We start from the raw sequence: 19802 nt of genomic DNA, 5'->3' as shown, positions 1-19802 counted from the left end.
CCGGTGACCATTCCCGAAACAACGCAACTGGCCGGGCGCAAACGCGCCCGCGCCAACGGCTGGGCAAAAAGTGTCCTGCGCTTTCTTGTCATCATCGTTACGACCTATCTCGGTCTGCTCGCCGTGACCTTCTTCATCGGCCGGGTCATCCCGATCGATCCGGTTCTGGCCGTGCTCGGCGACCGGGCACCGGCGCATGTGGTCGAGCGGACGCGCGAACTGATGGGGTTCAACAAACCGCTCTATGAACAGTTCTATCTCTATGTTCGGGATGCGTTGACCGGCAATTTCGGCACCTCGGTGCTGACAACCAATCCGGTGATGGTCGATATACGCCGCGTCTTCCCCGCCACGCTGGAGCTTGCAACGCTGGGCACCATCATCGGCAGCCTTATCGGCGTGCCGCTTGGCGTGCTGGCGGCCGTCAAGCGCGGCTCGATCGCCGACCAGATCGTCCGCGTCGTCGGGCTTGTCGGTTATTCCGTGCCGATCTTCTGGCTGGCCCTGCTGTCGCTGCTGTTCTTCTACGCCAAGCTCAGATGGGTCGCTTATCCCGGCCGCATCGATATTGTCTACGAATACAGTTTTACGCCGGTGACCGGCCTCTATCTGATCGACTCGCTCTGGCAAGGGCAGTGGGACGTGTTCCGCGACGTCTTCCGCCATATCATCCTGCCGGCCGGCCTGCTCGGCTATTTCTCGCTGGCCTATATCAGCCGCATGACCCGCAGTTTCATGCTCAACGAACTCAGCCAGGAATATATCGTCGCCGCGCGCGCCAAGGGCTTGTCGGAGACCCGGATCATCTGGGGCCACGCGCTGCGCAATGCCGCGGTGCCGCTGGTGACGGTGATTGCGTTGTCCTATGCCGGGCTTCTGGAAGGCTCGGTGCTGACGGAGACAGTCTTTGCCTGGCCGGGCCTTGGTCTCTACATCACCAACTCGCTGCAGAATGCCGACATGAACGCGGTGCTGGGCGGCACCATCGTCATCGGTTCCGTCTTCATCGCCATCAATATCCTGTCCGATCTTCTCTACCGGACGCTTGACCCGAGGACGCGCGCGCGATGAGCCAGTCCAGCCTTCAAACCACCCCCATGACCCGCCGCCAGTGGCTGATGTCAGACCGGCCGCAATCGCGCCTGCAGGCCCGTCTCGGCCGTGCCTATATGACCTGGCAGCGGTTTTCGGCCAACAAGCTGGCCGTGGCCGGCCTCTGCATCATTTTTCTGCTCATCCTGATCGCTGTTTTTGCCGATGTGCTGGCCCCGCATTCGCCTGTCATCGGCAATCTCGGCGGTGCGCGACTGTTGCCGCCGGGAAGCGAGGGCTATCTGCTCGGCACCGACGATCAGGGCAGGGACATCCTTTCGCGCCTGTTGCACGGATCGCGGCTGACGCTGCTGGTCATCGTTCTCGTGGCGATCATCGCGGCTCCCATCGGCCTCTTGGTCGGCGCCATCTCCGGTTATGCCGGCGGCTGGGTCGATGCGGTGCTGATGCGGATCACCGACATCTTTCTGGCCTTCCCGAAGCTTGTTCTGGCGCTTGCCTTCGTCGCCGCCATGGGCCCGGGCATCGAAAACGCCATCCTTGCCATCGCCATCACCTCATGGCCGCCCTATGCCCGCATCGCGCGGGCCGAGACGCTGAGCGTGCGCAACTCCGATTACATTGCCGCCGTGCGCCTGATGGGAGCGTCGCCGTTCCGCGTCGTGCTGCGTCATGTCATGCCGATGTGCGTGTCGTCGCTGATCGTGCGGGTCACGCTCGATATGGCCGGCATCATCCTCACCGCCGCCGGTCTCGGCTTTCTCGGCCTTGGCGCCCAGCCGCCTCTGCCGGAGTGGGGGGCGATGATCGCATCGGGCCGCCGCTTCATTCTCGACCAGTGGTGGGTCGCCACCATGCCCGGCATTGCCATTCTGATCGTCAGCCTCGGGTTCAACCTGCTCGGCGACGGCCTGCGCGATGCGCTCGATCCACGGGAGAGCGGCCAATGAGCTCGATGCTGACGGTCGATGATCTCCGGGTCTCGTTTCCCACCCGCACCGGTCTGATCGAGGCGGTGCGTGGCGTGTCCTTCACGCTCGGCCGCGAGCGGCTGGGTATTGTCGGTGAAAGCGGCTCGGGGAAATCGCAGACAGGCAGGGCGATCATGGGGCTCACGCCGGCGCATGCGAAGATAACGGCCAGTAAGCTGAACTTTGACGGTATCGACCTTCTGTCCGCTACCGTCAAGGTCCGGCGCAGCCTTCGCGGCAGCCGTATTGCCATGATCCTGCAGGATCCGAAATATTCGCTCAATCCCGTCATGAGCATCGGCCGACAGATCGTCGAGACGCTGCGCACGCATGAAAATGTCAGCAAGCGCGAGGCCCGCGACCGCGCCATTGCCATGCTGGAGGCCGTGCAGATCCGCGATGCCGGCCGCGTTTTCGATCTTCATCCGCATGAGGTCTCCGGCGGTATGGGTCAGCGGGCCATGATCGCCATGATGTTGATCGCCGGCCCCGAACTGCTGGTGGCCGACGAACCCACCTCGGCGCTCGATGTGACCGTGCAGCTCGAAGTGCTCGGTATCCTCGACAAGCTGGTTTCCGAGCGCGGCATGGGCCTGATCTTCATCTCGCACGACCTCAGACTGGTATCGTCCTTCTGCGACCGGGTCATCGTCATGTATGCCGGCAGGATCGTCGAGGAACTGGCGGCATCCGATCTCGGCAACGCCAAACATCCCTATACGCAAGGCTTGCTCAACTGCATGCCGACGCTCGGGACGGACAGGCATCCGCTGCCGGTGCTCGACCGTCAACCGGAGTGGGCGCTATGACGGCGATTGTCTCGGCTGAAAACCTGACCGTTTCCTATGACGATTTCCTGGCGCTCGACACCGTCAGCATTGAGGTGGAACCGGGCGAATCCTTCGGTCTCGTCGGCGAATCCGGATCCGGAAAATCGACACTGTTGCGCGCCATCGCCGGCCTGTCGCCGGTGACATCCGGCAGGATCGTGCTCGACGGCAAGCCTCTGGATGTCAGATATCGCGACAAGGCATTCTATCGCCAGGTACAGATGGTGTTCCAGGATCCCTATGGCTCGCTGCATCCGCGCCAGACCGTCGACCGGCTGTTGCAGGAACCGCTGGCCATTCATAGCGTGCCGGATGCCGAACGCCGTATCCTGCGCGCGCTCGATGAAGTCGGCCTCGGCTCCTCCTTCCGCTTCCGCTATTCGCATCAGCTCTCTGGCGGCCAGCGCCAGCGCATCGCCATCGCCCGTGCGCTGATCATCGAGCCGCAGATCATGTTGCTCGACGAACCGACCTCGGCGCTCGATGCCTCCGTACAGGCCGAAGTCCTCAATCTGCTCGAACAGGTCCGCCGCGACCGCAAGCTCACCTATATCATGGTCAGCCACGATCTCGGCGTCGTCACCCATATGTGCGAGCGGCTGGCGGTGATGAAAAACGGCAAGGTGGTCGAACGGCTGTCGTCTGCCGATCTCGTCGCAGGGCGGATCAGCGAGGATTATACGAAGAACCTGATGGTGGCGAGCAAGGGGTTTGTGCGGGACGCCTTGGCGTAGAGCTGGCGGTCCGGTCCGGCTGCCCGGAGCGATACCGCTGAGCGGGCTTGCATAGGGTAGAGTGGCCGCACCGAAAGGAGAATGGCTATGTCTGTTGCCTCTCGTGGTGACCTGATCCAGGCTCTGGTCTCGCTCGGTGTGACATTGCTGCTGATGGGGGCAGTGCTGTTCTGGTCGGCGGGCACGCTCCAATGGCAGCACGGCTGGCAGTTCATAGCCGTGTTTCTATTGCTGACCCTCGTCGCCATGGCGTTGCTCTGGCGCATAAATCCGGAAATCTTTGCCGCACGGCGGCGCCTGACCGGTGAAGGCACCCGCGGCTGGGACATCGTCTTGCTGTGCATTCTTCTGGGCGGTTTCCTGGCGATCCTGGTTGTGGCTGGTCTTGATGGCGGCCGGTTTCATTGGGCGCCAGCGCCGCCATGGGCCATTGTCCTTGGCTATGTCCTGTTGCTGATCGGCTATTCGGGTACGGGATGGGCGCAGGCGGTCAACCGGCATTTCGAGCCCAGCGTGCGCATCCAGTCCAACCGCGATCACCATGTGATCACAACCGGTCCCTATGCCTATATCCGGCATCCCGGCATCCCGGCTACGTCTTCGGCACCATGCTGGCGACCGGAATTGCGCTTGCGCTCGGCTCGCTGCAGGCCCTCTGGCCTGTGGCGCTGGTTGCCGTGGTGCTGGTGATCCGCACCCAACTGGAGGATAAAACCTTGCAACGGGAGTTGCCCGGCTACGCCGAGTTCGCGGCGCGTGTGCGCTACAAATGGATTCCATGGATCTGGTGACGCATCGGCCGAAGCCATGAGGATTTTGCGGTTCTGCTTTGTCGTGTAGAAAATGGTGCACCCGACTGGATTCGAACCAGTGACCCCTGCCTTCGGAGGGCAGTACTCTATCCAGCTGAGCTACGGGTGCATCCGCGACGGCAAGGCGTCGAAGCAGGCTGTGACCGGTTCATAGCCTAGGACAGGCGATGCTTCAATGGTGAAAGCGCCTTGGCAGCAGGAAAATCCCGTTCATTGAAAGCCGTCCGGTCCACCACCGTTGGCAGCGTGCCCGGGCGTGTACTCGGCCAGACGAGTTGCCAACGAAAAATGCCGCGCCTTTGGAGCGCGGCATCGGATTTTCAAACCATCGGACAGATCATGCCGTCTGCATGGCGCCAGGGCCGGCGATTGCCTTCGGCGGGACCTTGCCGAGGATGATCATGCCCAGCACCTCGTCCTTGGTCACGTCCTCGGTGCGGGCGTGGCCGACGACCTGGCCGTTCTTCATCACCGAGACGCGGTCGGCGAGGTCGAAGACGTCGTGGATGTCGTGGCTGATCAGGAAGATGCCGATGCCTTCGCGCTTCAGCTGCTTGATCAACTCGCCGACCTGTGCCGTTTCCTGGGGGCCGAGCGCTGCCGTCGGCTCGTCCATGATCAGGATGCGGGCGTCGAACAGGATGGCGCGTGCGATGGCGACCGACTGGCGCTGGCCGCCCGAAAGCGCTTTTACCGGCTCCTTGAAGCGGCGGAAGTTCGGGTTGAGCCGTCCCATGACCTCACGGGCCTTGGCTTCCATCGCCACGTCGTCGAGCGTGCCCCAGGGGGTGCGCAGTTCGCGGCCGAGATAGAGGTTGGCGGCCGCATCGACATTGTCGGCGACGGCGAGCGTCTGGTAGATCGTCTCGATACCGTAGCCCTTGGCGTCGCGCGGGTTGTTGATGTGGACCGGTTCGCCGTTGATCAGGATTTCGCCGGCATCGCGCTTGTAGGCGCCGGACAGGATCTTGATCAGTGTCGACTTGCCGGCGCCGTTATGGCCAAGCAGGGCCACGACTTCGCCCGGATAAAGATCGACCGAGGCGTTGTCGACGGCGTGGATACCGCCGAAGGAGATGGAAATGTTCTTCATTTCCACCAGTGGAGTGCGTTGTTCCGTCATTGTTCGTACTCCTCTACTTGGCCCGGCCGCGATAAACGGTATCCAGCCAGACGGCCATGACCAGCACGATGCCGATGACGATGCTCTGCAGCGGCGTATCGATCCGCAACAGCACCATGCCGGATTGCAGCGATTGCATGACGATCGCCCCCAGAACCGCGCCGGAGATCGTTCCCATGCCGCCGGCGAGCGACGTGCCCCCGATGACGGCGGCCGCGATCGTGTACAGTTCGTCGAGCGTGCCCTGCGCATTGGTGGCGGCGTTGAGACGGGCGGTCGAGATCGCCGCGGCGATGGCGCAGAGCGCGCCCATCAGGGCGAAGATGCGCACCGTCACCCAGCGGGTCTTGATGCCGGCGAGCTCGGCTGCTTCCGGATTGCCGCCGATGGCAAAGACGTAGCGGCCGAAGCGGGTGCGGGTGGTGAGGAAGCTCATCGCAATGGCGATGCCGACGGCCATCAGGACCGGAATGGCGATGCCGAGCGGGATCTGCAGCCCGCCTTCGGGCCAGGGGATGTTGTGGGTCTCTGCATATTTCTTGGCGAGATTGACCGGCATGTAATAGCTGTTGAGCACCCAGACGGCGATCATCACTGCGACGCAGCCGACGGTAGAGAGGAAATATTCCGCCCACATCGGACGCAGCGGAAAGCCGAAGCGTTTGCGCTGCTTGCGCGAATTGATGATCGACGCGACGATGACGATGCAGGCGATGACGCCGACGATCCAGCTTGCCGTGGCGCCGATGGAGCCTTCCGCGCCGCCACCCATCAGCCGGAACGTCGTGTCCATCGGGGCGACGGTGGCGCCGCTGATGACCAGGAAGGCCGCAGCACGCCAGACCAGCAGGCCGCCGAGCGTGACGATGAAGGCCGGCACGTTGAGAAAGGCGATGATGACGCCCTGAAAGGCGCCGATAGCGGTTCCGAGCACGATGCCGACCGTGAGCGCGATGATCCAGGTGGCGGGATTGTCGAAGCCGATCAGGGGCGGCAGGATCTTGGCCTGCGTGATCGCCATGATCATGCCGACGAAACCGAGGATCGAGCCGACGGACAGGTCGATGTTGCGGGTGACGATGACCAGCACCATGCCCGTTGCCATGACCGAAACCGATGCCGCCTGAACCGTGAGGTTCCACAGGTTGCGCGGCGTCAGGAAGAGCCCGCCGGTAAAATATTGAAAGCCGAGCCAGATGCACAGCAGGGCTGCGATCATCCCGAGAAGCCGGGTGTCGATCTCTGTCGCCTGCAGGAAGCGCTGCAAGGCGGTTCCCTGCGTCTGGCGCACGCTGCTGGCAGGCGTGGCAATGGTGGTGTTTGCCATTTCCGGATTACTCCCCCTTTATTCTCGTTCCTAAAAATACCGCACATCGGAGAAGCGCCGCAACGATGATCGCTGCGGCGCTCGTGACGGGGAACTTACTTGCCCATGGTCAGGATCGGATCAGTTGCAGACCGCAACGGTTCCGGCCTTCACGCCCTGGCAGGTCTCTTCCTTGGAAATCCAGCCTGCGTCGATGACGACGTTGAGGTTGTCCTTGGTGATCGGCTGCGGTGCGATGAAGAAGGAGTTCATTTCAACGCCCTTCGGGCCGCCGGAGAACTTCACGGTGCCTTCGATGGCGTCCATGGCGGTGCCGCCGGCCAGCGCTACGGCGATTTCGCCGGCCTTCTTGCCGAGTTCGCGGCTATCTTTCCAGACGGAAACGGTCTGGGTGCCGAGTGCGACGCGGTTGAGGGCAGCCTTGTCGCCGTCCTGACCCGAAACCGGAACCGAGCCTGCGAGGCCCTGGGCTTCGAGAGCGGCGACAACGCCGCCGGCCATGCCGTCGTTCGAGGAAACGACACCATCGACCTTGTTGTCGTTGGCGGTCAGGAACTGCTCCATGTTCTTCTGGGCAGCTTCCGGCTTCCAGCCGTCGGTATAGGCTTCGCCGACATTCTTGATCTTGCCTGCGTCCATGGCAGCCTTCAGAACTTCCAGCTGGCCGGAGAACAGGAAGTCCGCATTCGGATCGGTCGATGCGCCCTTGATGAAGACATAGTTGCCTTCCGGCTTGACCTTGAACACCGCGGCAGCCTGCAGGCGGCCGACTTCCTTGTTGTCGAAGGTGATGTAGTAGGCGGCCGGGTTTTCGATCAGGCGGTCGTAACCGACGACCGGGATGCCTTCGGCGGCAGCCTTTTCGATGGCCGGGCCGATGGCTTCGGAATCCTGCGCCAGCACGATGATGGCGTTGGCGCCCTGGGCGATCAGCGATTCGATGTCGGTCAGCTGCTTGGCTGCGGACGCCTGTGCGTCAGCGGAAATGTACTTGTCGCCGGATGCTTCGAGAGCAGCCTTGATGGCGGCTTCGTCGGTCTTCCAGCGCTCTTCCTGGAAGTTCGACCAGGAAACGCCGACGACCAGATCCTTGGCCATGGCTGCGGTGTGCATGGATGCGATGATGGCAACACCTGCCATCAGTTTCAAAACTGATTTCATGAAGTCCTCCCAAGTGACCGCTGACCGCCCGTGCGAACCTCCCGCACAGCCCCCGGTCAGCCAAAGTGCCTGTCGCCAACCCGAAAAGAGTTTTTTCTCGACAGTCGAGAAAATAGATGTCAGAGATTTCCGGGGCTGTCAACAAGGCTTTGGGCAGGGCCGTTTGACATCGGGCAGATGCTTTGGGAGGAGCATGTGTTTGTGGAATTCGTGAATCACGGGGATGCGCAATGCTGACCAAATCCAGCACCGAATTGGTGCGTCAGCAGAACAGTGCGCTCGTGCTGGCGACATTGCGGCGTCTTGGACCGCTGTCGCATACGGACATTTCCGCGCATACCGGCCTGGCATCGGCGACCGTCTCGGCAATCACCGCCGAACTGGAGCGTGTCGAGGTCATCGAGAAGGCAGAGCAGCAGCCGCATTCCGGGCGGGGGCGGCCGCGCGTGCTGTTTGCGCAGCGCCGGGACAGCGGTTTCCTGATTGCCGTGCGGATCTCGTCGGATGTCGTCCAGTATTCGCTGGTGGATTATTCCGGGCGCCTGATCGACCGTTTCGAGGAGCCGCGCAATCACAAGATTGCGGGAACGATGGATTTTGCCAACGGGTTTCTCGAGGCACTGACCCGGCTGATCGACCGCTCCCGCCTGGACAGGGCGCAGGTGCTTGCCGTCTCGATCAGCAGCAAGGGGACCGTCGACGCTGACGGAAAGCGGCTGCTGTGGTCGCCGGTCTTCGGTGGAGAGCAGATCGATTTCGTCTCGCTGCTGCAGCCGGCATGGCGCGCCAAGGTGACATTGAACAACGAGACCCTGCTGGTCGCCCAGGCGCTGGGGATGAAGGCGGATGCAAACCAGGACGGTTCGTTCCGGGCGCTTGCCGCCCTGTCGCTCGGCCACAGCATCGGGCTCGGCATTGCCCGCAAGGACCGGTTCGGTGAGCTTGAAGTGACGGCGCCCAATTTCGGGCACATGCTGCATGCCGCCAATGGCTGCCTGTGCCGCTGTGGCTCTTTCGGCTGCATCGAGGCGTCGGCGGGCTTCTATGGAATCCTGCGCACCGCCTTCGAAGTGCCGCCCGATACGATCCCGGCAAAGTTCGTGCCGCTGGCGGAAATGGACAAGATCGCCACGAGCGCCCGCCAGGGAAACCGGATGGCCGGTTATGCCTTCCGCCAAGCCGGCATCGCGCTCGGCAACGGCCTTTCCCGGCTGCTCAGTCTTTACGATCGCATGCCGATCTACATTACCGGACCGGGAACGCGCTATTTCGATCTGCTGCAGCGCGGCGTCGATGAAGGGCTCGAACAATCGCACGAGGTGCGGCTGCAGGGACGTCCGGAGATTTCGGTGATCGTCGACGAGCAGCGGTTGATTTTCGACGGCCATCTGGACCGCGCCCTGACCGACATGGATCACGACATCGCAGCCTTCCGGCCGCTTCCGCCGGGACCGGATCACCCTTGACGGCAAAAGGCGGGGCGTCTCTCTGAGGCAACCGGAAATGGGGGGCTTTCTGTCTCGATGAATCTTTGCAAATGACGCGCGGCGATATGCTGAGATAGCGATCCTGCTGCCAATCTGTCTTTTCGATTTACCGGGAAACAGAGGGGTGCCGAGGCGCTCGCAGCGCAGCCAGTGTGACGTTTGCTGCCATATTATGAACGGCGAGGCGGTCTATTCCGGGTGGATCGACACAGATATCAGGTTCGATCTTTTTTCCGGCCTCGGTGCCTTCACACAGCAGGGTGTAATGTCCGACGTTCTGACCAAGCGACGTAAGAGTGCTTTGCGACAGGTGGCTGTGCAACCAGGCTGAACACGAACCGGCGGGCGCCTCGCTATCGGCGTCACCGACCATGATTGTTATAGGCATTTTAATCTGGCAAAGGCTTTCCGTCGTAAAACCGCGCACGGTTGGGGCTGGAGCAAGGGCAATAACCGCCGTTACCCGACTATCGATATAAGATGTGGATTGACGCTCCCAAGACGCGCGAAATACCGAATTCGATTGAAGAAGCGGTTCAATGTAATCCGCGAGATCGGGATATTCCCGAGGCCCCCTTCCAAAGGGCTGTGTTCCCGCCCATTCTGAAAAAAGCTTCATGTCGGTGATCGCACCAGCCAAAGATAAAACGGCATATCCGCCCAGAGAAAACCCGACGGATGATACGCATTTCATATCTATTCTGCCGGCGAACCGGGCTTCGTGAGCAAACGCGTCCAACAAAACCGAAAGATCGCGTGACCGTTCCCACCAGCACAAGAAGCCTTCTGGTCGATAAGGCTCCGATGCCGTATTCCCGTGATGGTCCACGCCGACAACGATGAACCCGGCGGCGGCAATGCGCTGCGCCAACCAACCGAGACTCGACGCCGTTCCACCTGTGCCGTGCGAGAGCAAAACGAGCGGAAAGCGTTGCTGGCGGTTATCGAGGCTAGCGCCGCGTGCGACTGTCCCCATGATGAACAATGGCGCAGCTGTCGGTACGAGGGTCAACTCTTCGACCGCGGTCTCAACTGCGGGGTACCAGGCTGACCATTTAATCGGCCGGGGACCGTCGTTCGACCAGTTGCGTCGTTGGGGATCGACGATCGTGCCCTCATCAAAACCAACCTTGAACGCCATCTCCGCTCCGCCTGATTGACCTAGTATATCTGGTATATATGCCGGGAAAACTTTCGGAATTTTCAAGGGAGGCCTGTCGAAAACCTCTTAATTCAAGCAGCAATTTTATGTTGGATATCTGCGGCGTTGCAAACCAGCTTCTGCGGCGGCCGCGTTCATCGACGCTCTTCATCAAAAGTTGCTGGCCGCGAGAGCCGCTCCCGCCGGGACCGGATCATCCTTGACGGCAAAAGGCCGGGCGAACCCGGCCTTTCACTATTGATTCTGTTGTCTTCGTTTAAGCGTCGACGCGGATCTGCCGCTTTTCCGCGACGGATTTGACGGCTGCGTCGGCGAGCGCCAGGGCTGCCAGGCCATCGGCACCGGACGGCGTGATCTTGGTGCCTTTCTCGATCGCCGAGATGAAGCCGGCGATTTCGTTGGCATAGGCTTCGGTGTAGCGGGTCATGAAGAAATCGTGCAGCGGCGGGCGGGTGTAGCCGTCGCCGTTGGCGATCTCGATCGAGACGGCGCGCTGGTTTTCGGCCGAGACAACGCCCTTGGAGCCGTGGACTTCGATGCGCTGGTCATAGCCATAGGTGGCGCGGCGCGAGTTGGAGATGATCGCCTGCTTGCCGGATGCGGTCTCCAGGATGACCGAGACGCTGTCATAATCGCCGGCCTTGCCGATTTCCGGATCGACGAGAACGGCGGCATGGGCGGTCACGGCAACCGGCTCTTCACCGAGCAGGAAGCGGGCCATGTCGAAATCATGGATGGTCATGTCGCGGAAGATGCCGCCGGAGCGCTTGATATAATCGACCGGCGGGGCGCCCGGATCGCGCGAGATGATCGTGACCATTTCGACAGTGCCGATCTTGCCGTCGTCGATCGCCTGGCGAACGGCCATGAAATGCGGATCGAAGCGGCGGTTGAAGCCGACCATCAGCTTGCCCTTGGTTTCCTCGACCACCTTCATGCATTCGCGCACGCGGCCGACATCGAGATCGATCGGCTTTTCGCAGAAAATCGCCTTGCCGGCACGGGCGAAGCGCTCGATCAGGTCGGCATGGGTATCGGTCGGAGTGCAGATGACGACAGCGTCTATATCGGCCGATTTTTCGATTTCCTCGATGCTGCGCACGGCGCAGCCATATTGCTTGGCGATGGCATCGGCAGCGGCCGGGAAAGCGTCGGCCACGGCGACCAGCACCGCATCCGGATTGCCGCTGACAGCTTTTGCGTGGACCTTGCCGATACGGCCGGCGCCGAGAAGACCAAATCTGACAGTCATGTTCATCTCTTTTTGACGAGCGGCAGAGCGCCGCGAAGGGACGGGGTGATGACGCTCACTCCGGACAGGCGTTGCGGAAGACAGGTCCGCGCTGATACTGGTGATGTGATGTCAGGCGTCTGCCGATCCGCTGGGGGGTGCGGGCAGGCGCAATGGTCTCTCTCCCGTTCTTCTTCGCTCCAAGCGCGCTGTGTGCCAGATGCCTCCTGTGACACATGCGGAAATCGGAACGAAAAAATAATGATTGTTATTTTCGGAATATTTATTCCATTTGATGCGCTGCCGTCAAGCCGATAAACCGTTACGCCTCTTGCGGCAAATGTCTTTTTGGACATAAAGCTGTGGGCCTCGATACCCGGCCGTGTGGCCGGCTAATCCTCAAGGACCGTTTGCATGATGAAGTTCATCGATCCCGATCACCCGTTCTACCGGCCGCTCTGGGTGCGGCTTCTGATCGTGGTTCTCTGCACGCTGTGGACGGCCGTCGAATTCTGGAACGGAGCCTCGACCTGGGGGATGATCTTCCTTGCGGTGTCGGCCTATACGGCCTGCGTCCTCCTGATCTTCTTCAAGCCGAAGGTTGAGGTTGCCGAAGAGGCGCCGAAGATCGAAACGGCCGAACCGGCAAAAACCGACGATCCGGCCTGACGTCAGCCTTGCCGCATCAGGCGCAGGCGTCGTTGCGCCTCGTCGATCAGCATGTTGGCAATCTTCATGCGTATGGTCGCATTGGTGCGGAAATCCGGATGATGGCAGTCGGGATGGTTTTCGGCGGCGAACCGCCGGCGTTTGTCGGCCAGCCCCAGCGGCGTCTCGTTGTCCGCCAGCGCCAGATCGGCGGCGATCTGCTCGGGGCGGATACGGCGCAGATGTTCCGGCATGACGGGCTTGGGCAGCGGCTTGGGAGGTGCAAGCATTTCGTCGCTTGCCGTATCGAAATAGGCGCGCTGCACCGCACTGCTGCCGGCCATGCCGGATGGCGCGAGATTGCCGACAAAGCCGCCATTGAAGCCCCGTATGCTGGCCGGTGCCTGCTTTTCGTGCGTGGCGCCTTGCTCGTCTTCTTCTGCTTTCAACCGCTCCAGTACCGACTGGAACACTGACATCCCGAACATGCGTCCCTCCAGCATTCGCTGCATGTCTAAGCACATCAAGGTTTTGCGGGCCTGATCAGGCGGTGCTCTGCTTCAGGATCAGGTCATAGAGAAGCTTGGCGCTGGGCGGCAAGGCACGACCACGCGCGGTAATGAGGCTGTAAGGGCGGATCTTGACGTTGAAATCGGTGGGGAGAATGCGGATTTCACCTGCCTGGCTGCCATTGCCGGCAATCAGGTTGGCAACGTCGCGGGCAACCGGCGCCACGGCGTTGGTGTTGCGGACGATCGAAATGGTCAGGATGGTCGACGACGTGTTGATGATGGTTGCGGGCAGGGGGGTGCCCGCCGTCAGGAAGCTGTCCTCGACGGCGCGCCGCAGCAGCGTCCCGGATGGCTGGAAAACCCAATCGTAGCCGGGAAGATCGGCGGAACTGACGACGCCCTTGTCGAGCAGCGGATGTCCCTCCCGCACGATCAGGCAGACATCCTCCTCGCCGATCTCGATCAGGTTGAACTGTCGTGGATCCATGTCATCCGGAATTCTGCCGATGACGAAGTCGTGCCGGGCTGCCAGCAGTTCGCGCACCAGCACGTTGCTGTTTTCGATCTGGATACTGATCGCGATGCCGGGATAGGCGGTCGAAACCTGGCGGATGGCCGGAACGGCGAGATTGATGGCCGGCCCGGTGACGGAACCCAGCGATACCGAGCCGCCGCTGCCGGTTCTCAGTTCGTTGATTTCACGCGTCGTTTCCCGCAGTTCGAGGAAAATCGTCCGGGCCCGCCGCGCCAGTGCCCTGCCGTATTGCGTGAGTTCGACGCCGCGGGCGACGCGGGCGCACAGCGGCGCCTTCAGGATGGCCTCCACCTCGCCCAGCATGCGGGAGGCGGCGGGCTGCGATATGCTCAGCGCATCCGCAGCCGCGCTGATCTGGCCGTGATCCTCGATGGCGAGAATCAGCTGGAGATGGCTCATTTTCAGGCCGGACCGGAAGATACCCCGCTCGGAGTAATCCACAGGAACGGATGAGAGCAGGATCGGATCGTCCATATTTTGCGCGCCTTCCGAGAAAAATACCTTCGCATCTGCGAAAAATCACACTGTTCCGCCTTGTTATATCAAAATTGTTATGAGGATACACCTATATTGTATTTGACAGTTATGATGTTTGATTCCAGTTTGCGGCCATGTGCGCCAGCGTGCTCGGGAGCGTGTAAGGCCTGGGAGGGCTTTCTTTCACCCCTTAAACCTCCGCCAAGGGATATTATCTCTCGGCCACGCGAAGCGCTGCACATATCGAGGCCGGCTGATTGCCTGTCTGGATCAACACTCAGGGAGAGATACATGAAATTAGTTACTTCGCTTCTCGCCGCCGCAGCGCTCAGCGTGGCGTCGTTCGTCGCTCCGGCGATGGCCCAGGACAAGGGCACCGTCGGCATCTCGATGCCGACCAAGACCTCGACCCGCTGGATTTCCGACGGCGAGACCATGGAAAAGCTGTTCAAGGAATCGGGCTATACCCCTGACCTGCAGTTTGCTGACGACGACATCCCGAACCAGCTGGCCCAGATCGAGAACATGGTCACCAAGGGTGCCAAGGTTCTGATCATCGGCGCCATCGACGGCACGACGCTCTCCGACATCCTGGCAAAGGCTCACGAAGCCGGCGTCAAGGTCATCGCCTATGACCGCCTGATCCGCGACTCGGGCAATGTCGACTACTACGCAACGTTCGACAACTTCCAGGTTGGCGTTCTGCAGGCAACTTCGCTCGTCGAAGGCCTGAAGCTCGACAGCGGCGTCAAGAACATCGAACTCTTCGGCGGTTCGCCGGATGATAACAACGCCTTCTTCTTCTATGATGGCGCAATGTCGGTTCTGCAGCCGCTGATCGATAGCGGCAAGATCGTCGTCAAGTCCGGCCAGACGGGCATGGAAAAGGTCGGCACGCTGCGTTGGGACGGTGCCGTTGCACAGGCCCGCATGGAAAACCTGCTCTCCTCGACCTACACGGATGCCAAGGTTGACGGCGTTCTGTCGCCTTACGATGGCCTGTCCATCGGCATCATCTCGGCTCTGAAGGGCGTTGGCTACGGCTCGGGCGACCTGCCGATGCCGATCGTTACCGGTCAGGATGCCGAGCTTCCTTCGGTCAAGTCGATCCTCGCTGGCGAACAGTATTCGTCGGTCTTCAAGGATACCCGCGAGCTTGCCAAGGTTGCCGTCTCGATGACGGACGCCATCATCGGCGGCAAGGAGCCGGAAATCAACGACACCAAGACCTACGACAACGGCGTCAAGGTTATTCCGTCCTACCTGCTGAAGCCGGTTGCGGTTGACAAGACCAACGTCAAGGAAGTCCTGGTTGGTGCCGGTTACTACACGGAAGATCAGATCAACAACTGATCCCGTCTCATTCATTCGGGGCCCGCGATCACTTGCGGGCCCTTTTATCTTGATGAGGACTTTGTATGTTGGTTCGTCTGACCTCATCCTTCACGGACTGCCGCAGGAATACCTGACCATGGACAACATCATTCTCGAAATGCGCGGTATCACCAAGACGTTTCCGGGCGTAAAGGCCCTGGATAACGTCAACCTCAAGGTCCGCGAGGGTGAAATTCACGCACTCGTCGGCGAAAATGGCGCCGGAAAATCGACGCTGATGAAGGTGCTGAGCGGCGTCTATCCCGCCGGAAGCTACGATGGCGAAATTCATTACGACAATGAAGTGCGCAACTTCTCGACGATTTCCGACAGCGAACATATCGGCATCATCATCATCCACCAGGAACTGGCTCTTGTTCCTTTGCTGTCGATCGCGGAAAACATCTTTCTCGGCAACGAGATCGCCACCAATGGCGTCATCGACTGGAAGCAGACCTTTGCGCGCACGCAGGAGCTTCTGCAAAAGGTCGGGCTCAAGGAGCCGCCGTCGGCGCGCATCACCGATATCGGCATCGGCAAACAGCAGCTGGTGGAAATCGCCAAGGCGCTGTCGAAGAAGGTCCGGCTGCTGATCCTCGACGAGCCGACCGCCTCGCTCAACGAAACGGATTCCGACGCGCTTTTGAAGCTGCTGATCGAGTTTCGCAAGCAGGGCATGACCTCGATCATCATTTCGCACAAGCTGAACGAGATCAAGAAAGTCGCCGACAAGATCACCATCATCCGCGATGGCGGTACGGTGGAGACGCTCGACTGTCACAACGAAGACATCAGCGAAGACCGGATCATCAAGGGCATGGTCGGCCGCGACATGGAAGACCGATATCCCGCCCGCGAGCCGAAGATCGGCGAAACGCTGCTGGAAGTGAAGAACTGGAACGTCTTCCACCAGCACCACCGCGACCGGCAGTTCCTGCACGATGTCAATTTCAATGTCCGCGCCGGAGAGGTCGTCGGCATCGCCGGCCTGATGGGTGCGGGACGCACCGAAACCGCGATGAGCATCTTCGGCAGGTCCTGGGGTCACAAGATCACCGGCGAAGTCTCCATGCACGGCAAGCCGGTCGATGTCAGCACCATTCCGCGTGCCATCGAGGCGGGCCTTGCCTATGTCACCGAAGACCGCAAGCATCTCGGGCTCGTGCTGAGCAACAACATCATGCACAACACGACGCTGGCCAATCTCAACGCCGTTGCCAGCAATGGCGTCATCGACGAGTTCAGGGAAAGGGAAGTGGCGACCGGATACCGCACGAAGCTGCGCATCCGTTCGCATTCGATCTATCAGGAGGCCGTTAACCTTTCGGGCGGCAACCAGCAGAAGGTCGTTCTGTCGAAATGGCTGTTCACCAACCCTGAAGTGCTGATCCTCGACGAGCCGACGCGTGGCATCGACGTCGGGGCGAAGTACGAAATCTATACCATCATCAACCAGCTTGCAGCCGAGGGCAAAGGCATCCTGATGATCTCATCGGAAATGCCCGAGCTTCTCGGAACCTGTGATCGCATCTACGTCATGAACGAAGGTCGCATCGTCGCGGAGCTTTCGAAGGCGGAAGCAAGCCAGGAATCCATTATGCGAGCCATCATGCGCTCCGGGGAGAAACACTAATGGTCGCCGAAACCAGCGCTCAGAAAACAAAACCATCCGTCGGGGATTACCTCCGGAACAATATCCGCGAATACGGCCTTCTGGTTGCCCTCGTTGTTATCATGCTGTTCTTCCAGATCGTGACGAACGGCGTTCTGTTCAGGCCCGTCAACATCACCAACCTGATCCTGCAGAACTCGTTCATCGTCATCATGGCGCTGGGCATGCTGTTGATCATCGTGGCGGGCCATATCGATCTGTCGGTCGGCTCGATCGTCGCCTTTACCGGCGGCCTGTCGGCGATCATGCTGGTCAAATGGGGGATCCATTACTCCATCGTGGTGCCGCTTTGCCTGATCCTCGGCGGTCTCGTCGGCGCAGCCCAGGGCTATTGGGTCGCCTACCAGAAGATTCCGGCCTTCATCGTGACGCTGGCCGGCATGCTGGTCTTCCGCGGCTTGACCTATCTGATCCTGCAGAACCGGCCGATCGGCCCGTTCCCGAAGGACTTCCAGTCGCTGTCGACGGGCTTCGTTCCGGATTTTCTCTACTTCCTCAATCCGATGCCGGACACGATCGCCAACTTTTTCGCGCTCGTCGTCGTCGTCGCCCTTGTCGCTCTCGCCATCTATTACGGTTTCCGCGACCGCAGGGAGAATGAGAAGCACGGTACGGAAAACGAACCCTTTGCATTCTTTGCCGCACAGATGGCCATCATCGCTGCCGTTGCGATTTTCCTCGGCTATCAGTTGGCCACCTACAAGGGCTTTCCGAACGTTCTGATCGTCATGGGGCTGCTCATCGCGCTCTATACTTTCGTGACGACACGCTCGACGGTCGGCCGCCGCATCTATGCGATGGGCGGCAATGAGAAGGCGGCAAAGCTCTCCGGTATCAACACCGAGCGGCTGACGTTCTACACGTTCATCAACATGGGCGTGCTGGCGGCTCTCGCCGGGATGATCATCGCGGCACGTCTGAACTCGGCAACGCCGAAGGCCGGCGTCGGCTTCGAGCTCGATGTCATCGCGGCCTGCTTCATCGGTGGCGCTTCCGCCTCCGGCGGTGTCGGCAAGATCACCGGCGCTGTCATCGGCGCCTTGATCATGGGTGTCATGAACAACGGCATGTCGATCATGGGTCTCGGCATCGATTACCAGCAGCTCGTCAAGGGCCTGGTGCTGCTGGCGGCCGTGTTCTTCGACGTCTACAACAAGAACAAGGGCTGACCGGTTTCGATCTGTCCCATGCGCCGGGCTTTGTCTGGCGGTGAAAACTGGTGCCGGGGCGCGCTCGCGCGCAAGCGATAACGCTCCGGCCCGCGCATCATGACGAGAACGGCGGCCTTGCCGCCACGAACGGGAGCGTGTGCCATGCCTCCCAATGGGTTGTTGTTGCCGAAAGCCAAACGTTTGGCAGTGCGAAAACAGCCCGGAATTAGAAAAGGACAACGCTGTGCTGATTTCTCAGGTGAAGAACAATGACGGCTCGATCACGGTTGCCGTTCGTGAACTCGGACAAGCCGCCCGCGCCGTCAAGGGTGCCGCCAGCGTTTACGCACTGGCGATGGAAGCCGCCAATTCGGGCAAGAGCCTGAAGGCTGTCGTCGAGGCTCACGGTCTTGGCGATGAAATCGATCTTCAGGACGTCTATGCCAAGGGCAATTTCCTGCCGCCGATCACGCATCCGGACGATGCCCATCTGCATCTGACCGGTACCGGCCTGACGCATCTTGGCTCCGCCTCGACACGCGATGCGATGCACGCCGCCGTCTCCAAGGTGGAGGAGGGCGCCACCGACACGATGAAGATGTTCAAGATGGGCCTCGAAGGTGGCAAGCCAAAACCTGGCGAAAAGGGCGTGCAGCCCGAATGGTTCTACAAGGGCAACGGTTCGCAGACGGTCGCTCCGGGCGGCGAGCTGGTGTCTCCGTCATTCGCGCAGGACGGCGGCGAGGAGCCGGAAATGGCCGGCATCTACGTGATCTCCGACAAGGGCGCGGCCTTCCGCATCGGCTTTGCCGTCGCCAACGAATTCTCCGATCATGTGACCGAGCGGGTCAACTATCTCTATCTCGCCCATTCCAAGCTGCGGCCGGCAAGCTTTGGCCCGGAAATCCGGGTCGGCGAAGCCCCGAGCGACATTCGCGGCACCTCGCGGATCATCCGCAATGGCGCCGTTTTCTGGGAAAAGCCCTTCCTGTCGGGCGAAGCCAACATGTCCCATACTTTCGCCAATCTCGAATATCATCACTTTAAATACGGCATTTTCCGTGCGCCGGGCGATGTGCATGTCCATATGTTCGGAACGGCGACGCTGTCTTTCGGCGATGGCATCAAGACGGAGGCTGGCGATATCTTCGAAATCGAGGCATCCGAATTCGGCCTGCCGCTGCGCAACACGCTGGCGATTGCCGGCGAAGACGACATCGTGATCGGCCAGCTCTGATCCGTTCAAGCATTTGACTGCGGGTGCCAATCCCAAGGCGCTCGCGCAAACCAAGGAGGCTTTTAGCCCATGACACTCCATCACAACCTGATCGCCGGCGAATGGGTCGGCAGCAACGGCGTTGAAAACATCAATCCTTCGAACACGAAGGAAGTGGTCGGTCTCTATGCCACCGCCAGCGCCGACGATGCAAAGACCGCGATCGCCGCTGCCAAGGCTGCGTTTCCGGCCTGGTCGCGTTCGGGCATCCTCGAGCGCCACGCCATCCTGAAGAAGACCGCCGACGAGATTCTCGCCCGCAAGGA

The 19802-nt window shown here is 60.8% G+C and carries 20 protein-coding genes and 1 tRNA gene; 13 read left to right on the top strand and 8 right to left on the bottom strand.

Going from position 1 to position 19802, the window contains the following annotated elements; genetic code table 11:
* Nucleotides 1-3 precede the first annotated feature (3 nt).
* The 6 genes from ADU59_RS25870 (at nt 4) to ADU59_RS31400 (ending at nt 4379) form a co-directional block, all read left to right on the top strand.
* Nucleotides 4-1071, top strand: coding sequence for an ABC transporter permease (locus tag ADU59_RS25870; RefSeq protein WP_193427103.1), 1068 nt, complete (start codon nt 4-6; stop codon nt 1069-1071).
* Nucleotides 1068-2003: an ABC transporter permease gene (locus ADU59_RS25865; protein ID WP_068958066.1), complete on the top strand. Its 936-nt coding sequence runs from the start codon at nt 1068-1070 to the stop codon at nt 2001-2003. Before ADU59_RS25870 ends, ADU59_RS25865 begins: the two co-directional genes overlap by 4 nt.
* Complete coding sequence (locus ADU59_RS25860; RefSeq protein WP_068958064.1) at nt 2000-2833, top strand: ABC transporter ATP-binding protein; 834 nt, start codon at nt 2000-2002, stop codon at nt 2831-2833. The genes ADU59_RS25865 and ADU59_RS25860 overlap by 4 nt, the downstream gene beginning before the upstream one ends.
* On the top strand, nt 2830-3588 hold the full coding sequence (locus tag ADU59_RS25855) for an ABC transporter ATP-binding protein (RefSeq protein ID WP_068958062.1): 759 nt from the start codon (nt 2830-2832) through the stop codon (nt 3586-3588). The genes ADU59_RS25860 and ADU59_RS25855 overlap by 4 nt, the downstream gene beginning before the upstream one ends.
* Nucleotides 3589-3675: 87 nt before the next feature.
* Complete coding sequence (locus ADU59_RS25850; protein WP_338012951.1) at nt 3676-4278, top strand: isoprenylcysteine carboxylmethyltransferase family protein; 603 nt, start codon at nt 3676-3678, stop codon at nt 4276-4278.
* Nucleotides 4197-4379, top strand: a complete 183-nt coding sequence (locus ADU59_RS31400; protein WP_338012950.1) for a hypothetical protein — start codon at nt 4197-4199, stop codon at nt 4377-4379. The genes ADU59_RS25850 and ADU59_RS31400 overlap by 82 nt, the downstream gene beginning before the upstream one ends.
* 53 nt (nt 4380-4432) lie before the next feature.
* Here ADU59_RS31400 and ADU59_RS25845 read toward each other — a convergent pair.
* The 4 genes from ADU59_RS25845 to xylF all read right to left on the bottom strand — a co-directional run bounded on the left by ADU59_RS25845 (nt 4433) and on the right by xylF (nt 8011).
* Nucleotides 4433-4509 (bottom strand) — tRNA-Arg (locus ADU59_RS25845).
* Between the two features lie 228 nt (nt 4510-4737).
* Nucleotides 4738-5523: an ATP-binding cassette domain-containing protein gene (locus tag ADU59_RS25840; protein WP_068958060.1), complete on the bottom strand. Its 786-nt coding sequence runs from the start codon at nt 5521-5523 to the stop codon at nt 4738-4740.
* 13 nt (nt 5524-5536) lie between these two features.
* On the bottom strand, nt 5537-6850 hold the full coding sequence (locus ADU59_RS25835) for a sugar ABC transporter permease (RefSeq protein WP_068958058.1): 1314 nt from the start codon (nt 6848-6850) through the stop codon (nt 5537-5539).
* 120 nt (nt 6851-6970) lie between these two features.
* On the bottom strand, nt 6971-8011 hold the full coding sequence (xylF, locus tag ADU59_RS25830) for a D-xylose ABC transporter substrate-binding protein (RefSeq protein WP_068958056.1): 1041 nt from the start codon (nt 8009-8011) through the stop codon (nt 6971-6973).
* Nucleotides 8012-8241: 230 nt separating this feature from the next.
* Between xylF and ADU59_RS25825 the strand changes: the two genes are divergently transcribed.
* Nucleotides 8242-9477, top strand: coding sequence for an ROK family protein (locus tag ADU59_RS25825; RefSeq protein ID WP_068958054.1), 1236 nt, complete (start codon nt 8242-8244; stop codon nt 9475-9477).
* A 127-nt stretch (nt 9478-9604) separates the two neighbouring features.
* Here the strand turns inward: ADU59_RS25825 and ADU59_RS25820 are convergent, their stop codons facing one another.
* Nucleotides 9605-10639: an alpha/beta hydrolase family protein gene (locus ADU59_RS25820; RefSeq protein ID WP_068958052.1), complete on the bottom strand. Its 1035-nt coding sequence runs from the start codon at nt 10637-10639 to the stop codon at nt 9605-9607.
* A gap of 277 nt (nt 10640-10916) precedes the next feature.
* Entirely contained in the window at nt 10917-11912 is a 996-nt protein-coding gene (iolG, locus tag ADU59_RS25815; RefSeq protein WP_068958295.1) for an inositol 2-dehydrogenase, read from the bottom strand.
* A gap of 393 nt (nt 11913-12305) precedes the next feature.
* Between iolG and ADU59_RS25810 the strand changes: the two genes are divergently transcribed.
* Complete coding sequence (locus ADU59_RS25810) at nt 12306-12560, top strand: hypothetical protein (protein ID WP_068958050.1); 255 nt, start codon at nt 12306-12308, stop codon at nt 12558-12560.
* Nucleotides 12561-12562: 2 nt separating this feature from the next.
* On the opposite strand, the gene ADU59_RS25805 is transcribed toward ADU59_RS25810, so the two are convergent.
* Nucleotides 12563-13027 (bottom strand): hypothetical protein, encoded by a 465-nt coding sequence (locus ADU59_RS25805; RefSeq protein WP_068958294.1) that lies wholly within the window; start codon nt 13025-13027, stop codon nt 12563-12565.
* Nucleotides 13028-13082: 55 nt separating this feature from the next.
* Nucleotides 13083-14060 (bottom strand): LysR family transcriptional regulator, encoded by a 978-nt coding sequence (locus tag ADU59_RS25800; RefSeq protein ID WP_068958048.1) that lies wholly within the window; start codon nt 14058-14060, stop codon nt 13083-13085.
* Between the two features lie 294 nt (nt 14061-14354).
* Between ADU59_RS25800 and chvE the strand changes: the two genes are divergently transcribed.
* From chvE to ADU59_RS25775, 5 genes are all read left to right on the top strand, one after another.
* Nucleotides 14355-15416: a multiple monosaccharide ABC transporter substrate-binding protein gene (gene chvE, locus ADU59_RS25795; protein ID WP_068958046.1), complete on the top strand. Its 1062-nt coding sequence runs from the start codon at nt 14355-14357 to the stop codon at nt 15414-15416.
* Nucleotides 15417-15534: 118 nt separating this feature from the next.
* Nucleotides 15535-17070 (top strand): multiple monosaccharide ABC transporter ATP-binding protein, encoded by a 1536-nt coding sequence (gene mmsA, locus ADU59_RS25790; protein ID WP_068958293.1) that lies wholly within the window; start codon nt 15535-15537, stop codon nt 17068-17070.
* Nucleotides 17070-18278 carry a multiple monosaccharide ABC transporter permease gene (mmsB, locus tag ADU59_RS25785; RefSeq protein WP_068958044.1) on the top strand — a complete coding sequence of 403 codons (1209 nt, stop codon included), beginning with the start codon at nt 17070-17072 and terminating at the stop codon, nt 18276-18278. The genes mmsA and mmsB overlap by 1 nt, the downstream gene beginning before the upstream one ends.
* A 226-nt stretch (nt 18279-18504) precedes the next feature.
* The gene (gene araD1 / locus ADU59_RS25780; RefSeq protein ID WP_068958042.1) at nt 18505-19497 is read left to right on the top strand and encodes an AraD1 family protein; all 993 of its coding nucleotides are present in this window, start codon (nt 18505-18507) and stop codon (nt 19495-19497) included.
* Between the two features lie 69 nt (nt 19498-19566).
* The coding region (locus ADU59_RS25775; RefSeq protein ID WP_139093226.1) for an aldehyde dehydrogenase family protein at nt 19567-19802 on the top strand (236 nt) is incomplete at its 3' end.

The sequence above is a fragment of the Pararhizobium polonicum genome (genome assembly GCF_001687365.1).
Taxonomy (GTDB): domain Bacteria; phylum Pseudomonadota; class Alphaproteobacteria; order Rhizobiales; family Rhizobiaceae; genus Pararhizobium; species Pararhizobium polonicum.
Note: the sequence above shows the minus strand (reverse complement) of the source record. Positions and strands in the feature narration are given on the sequence as shown.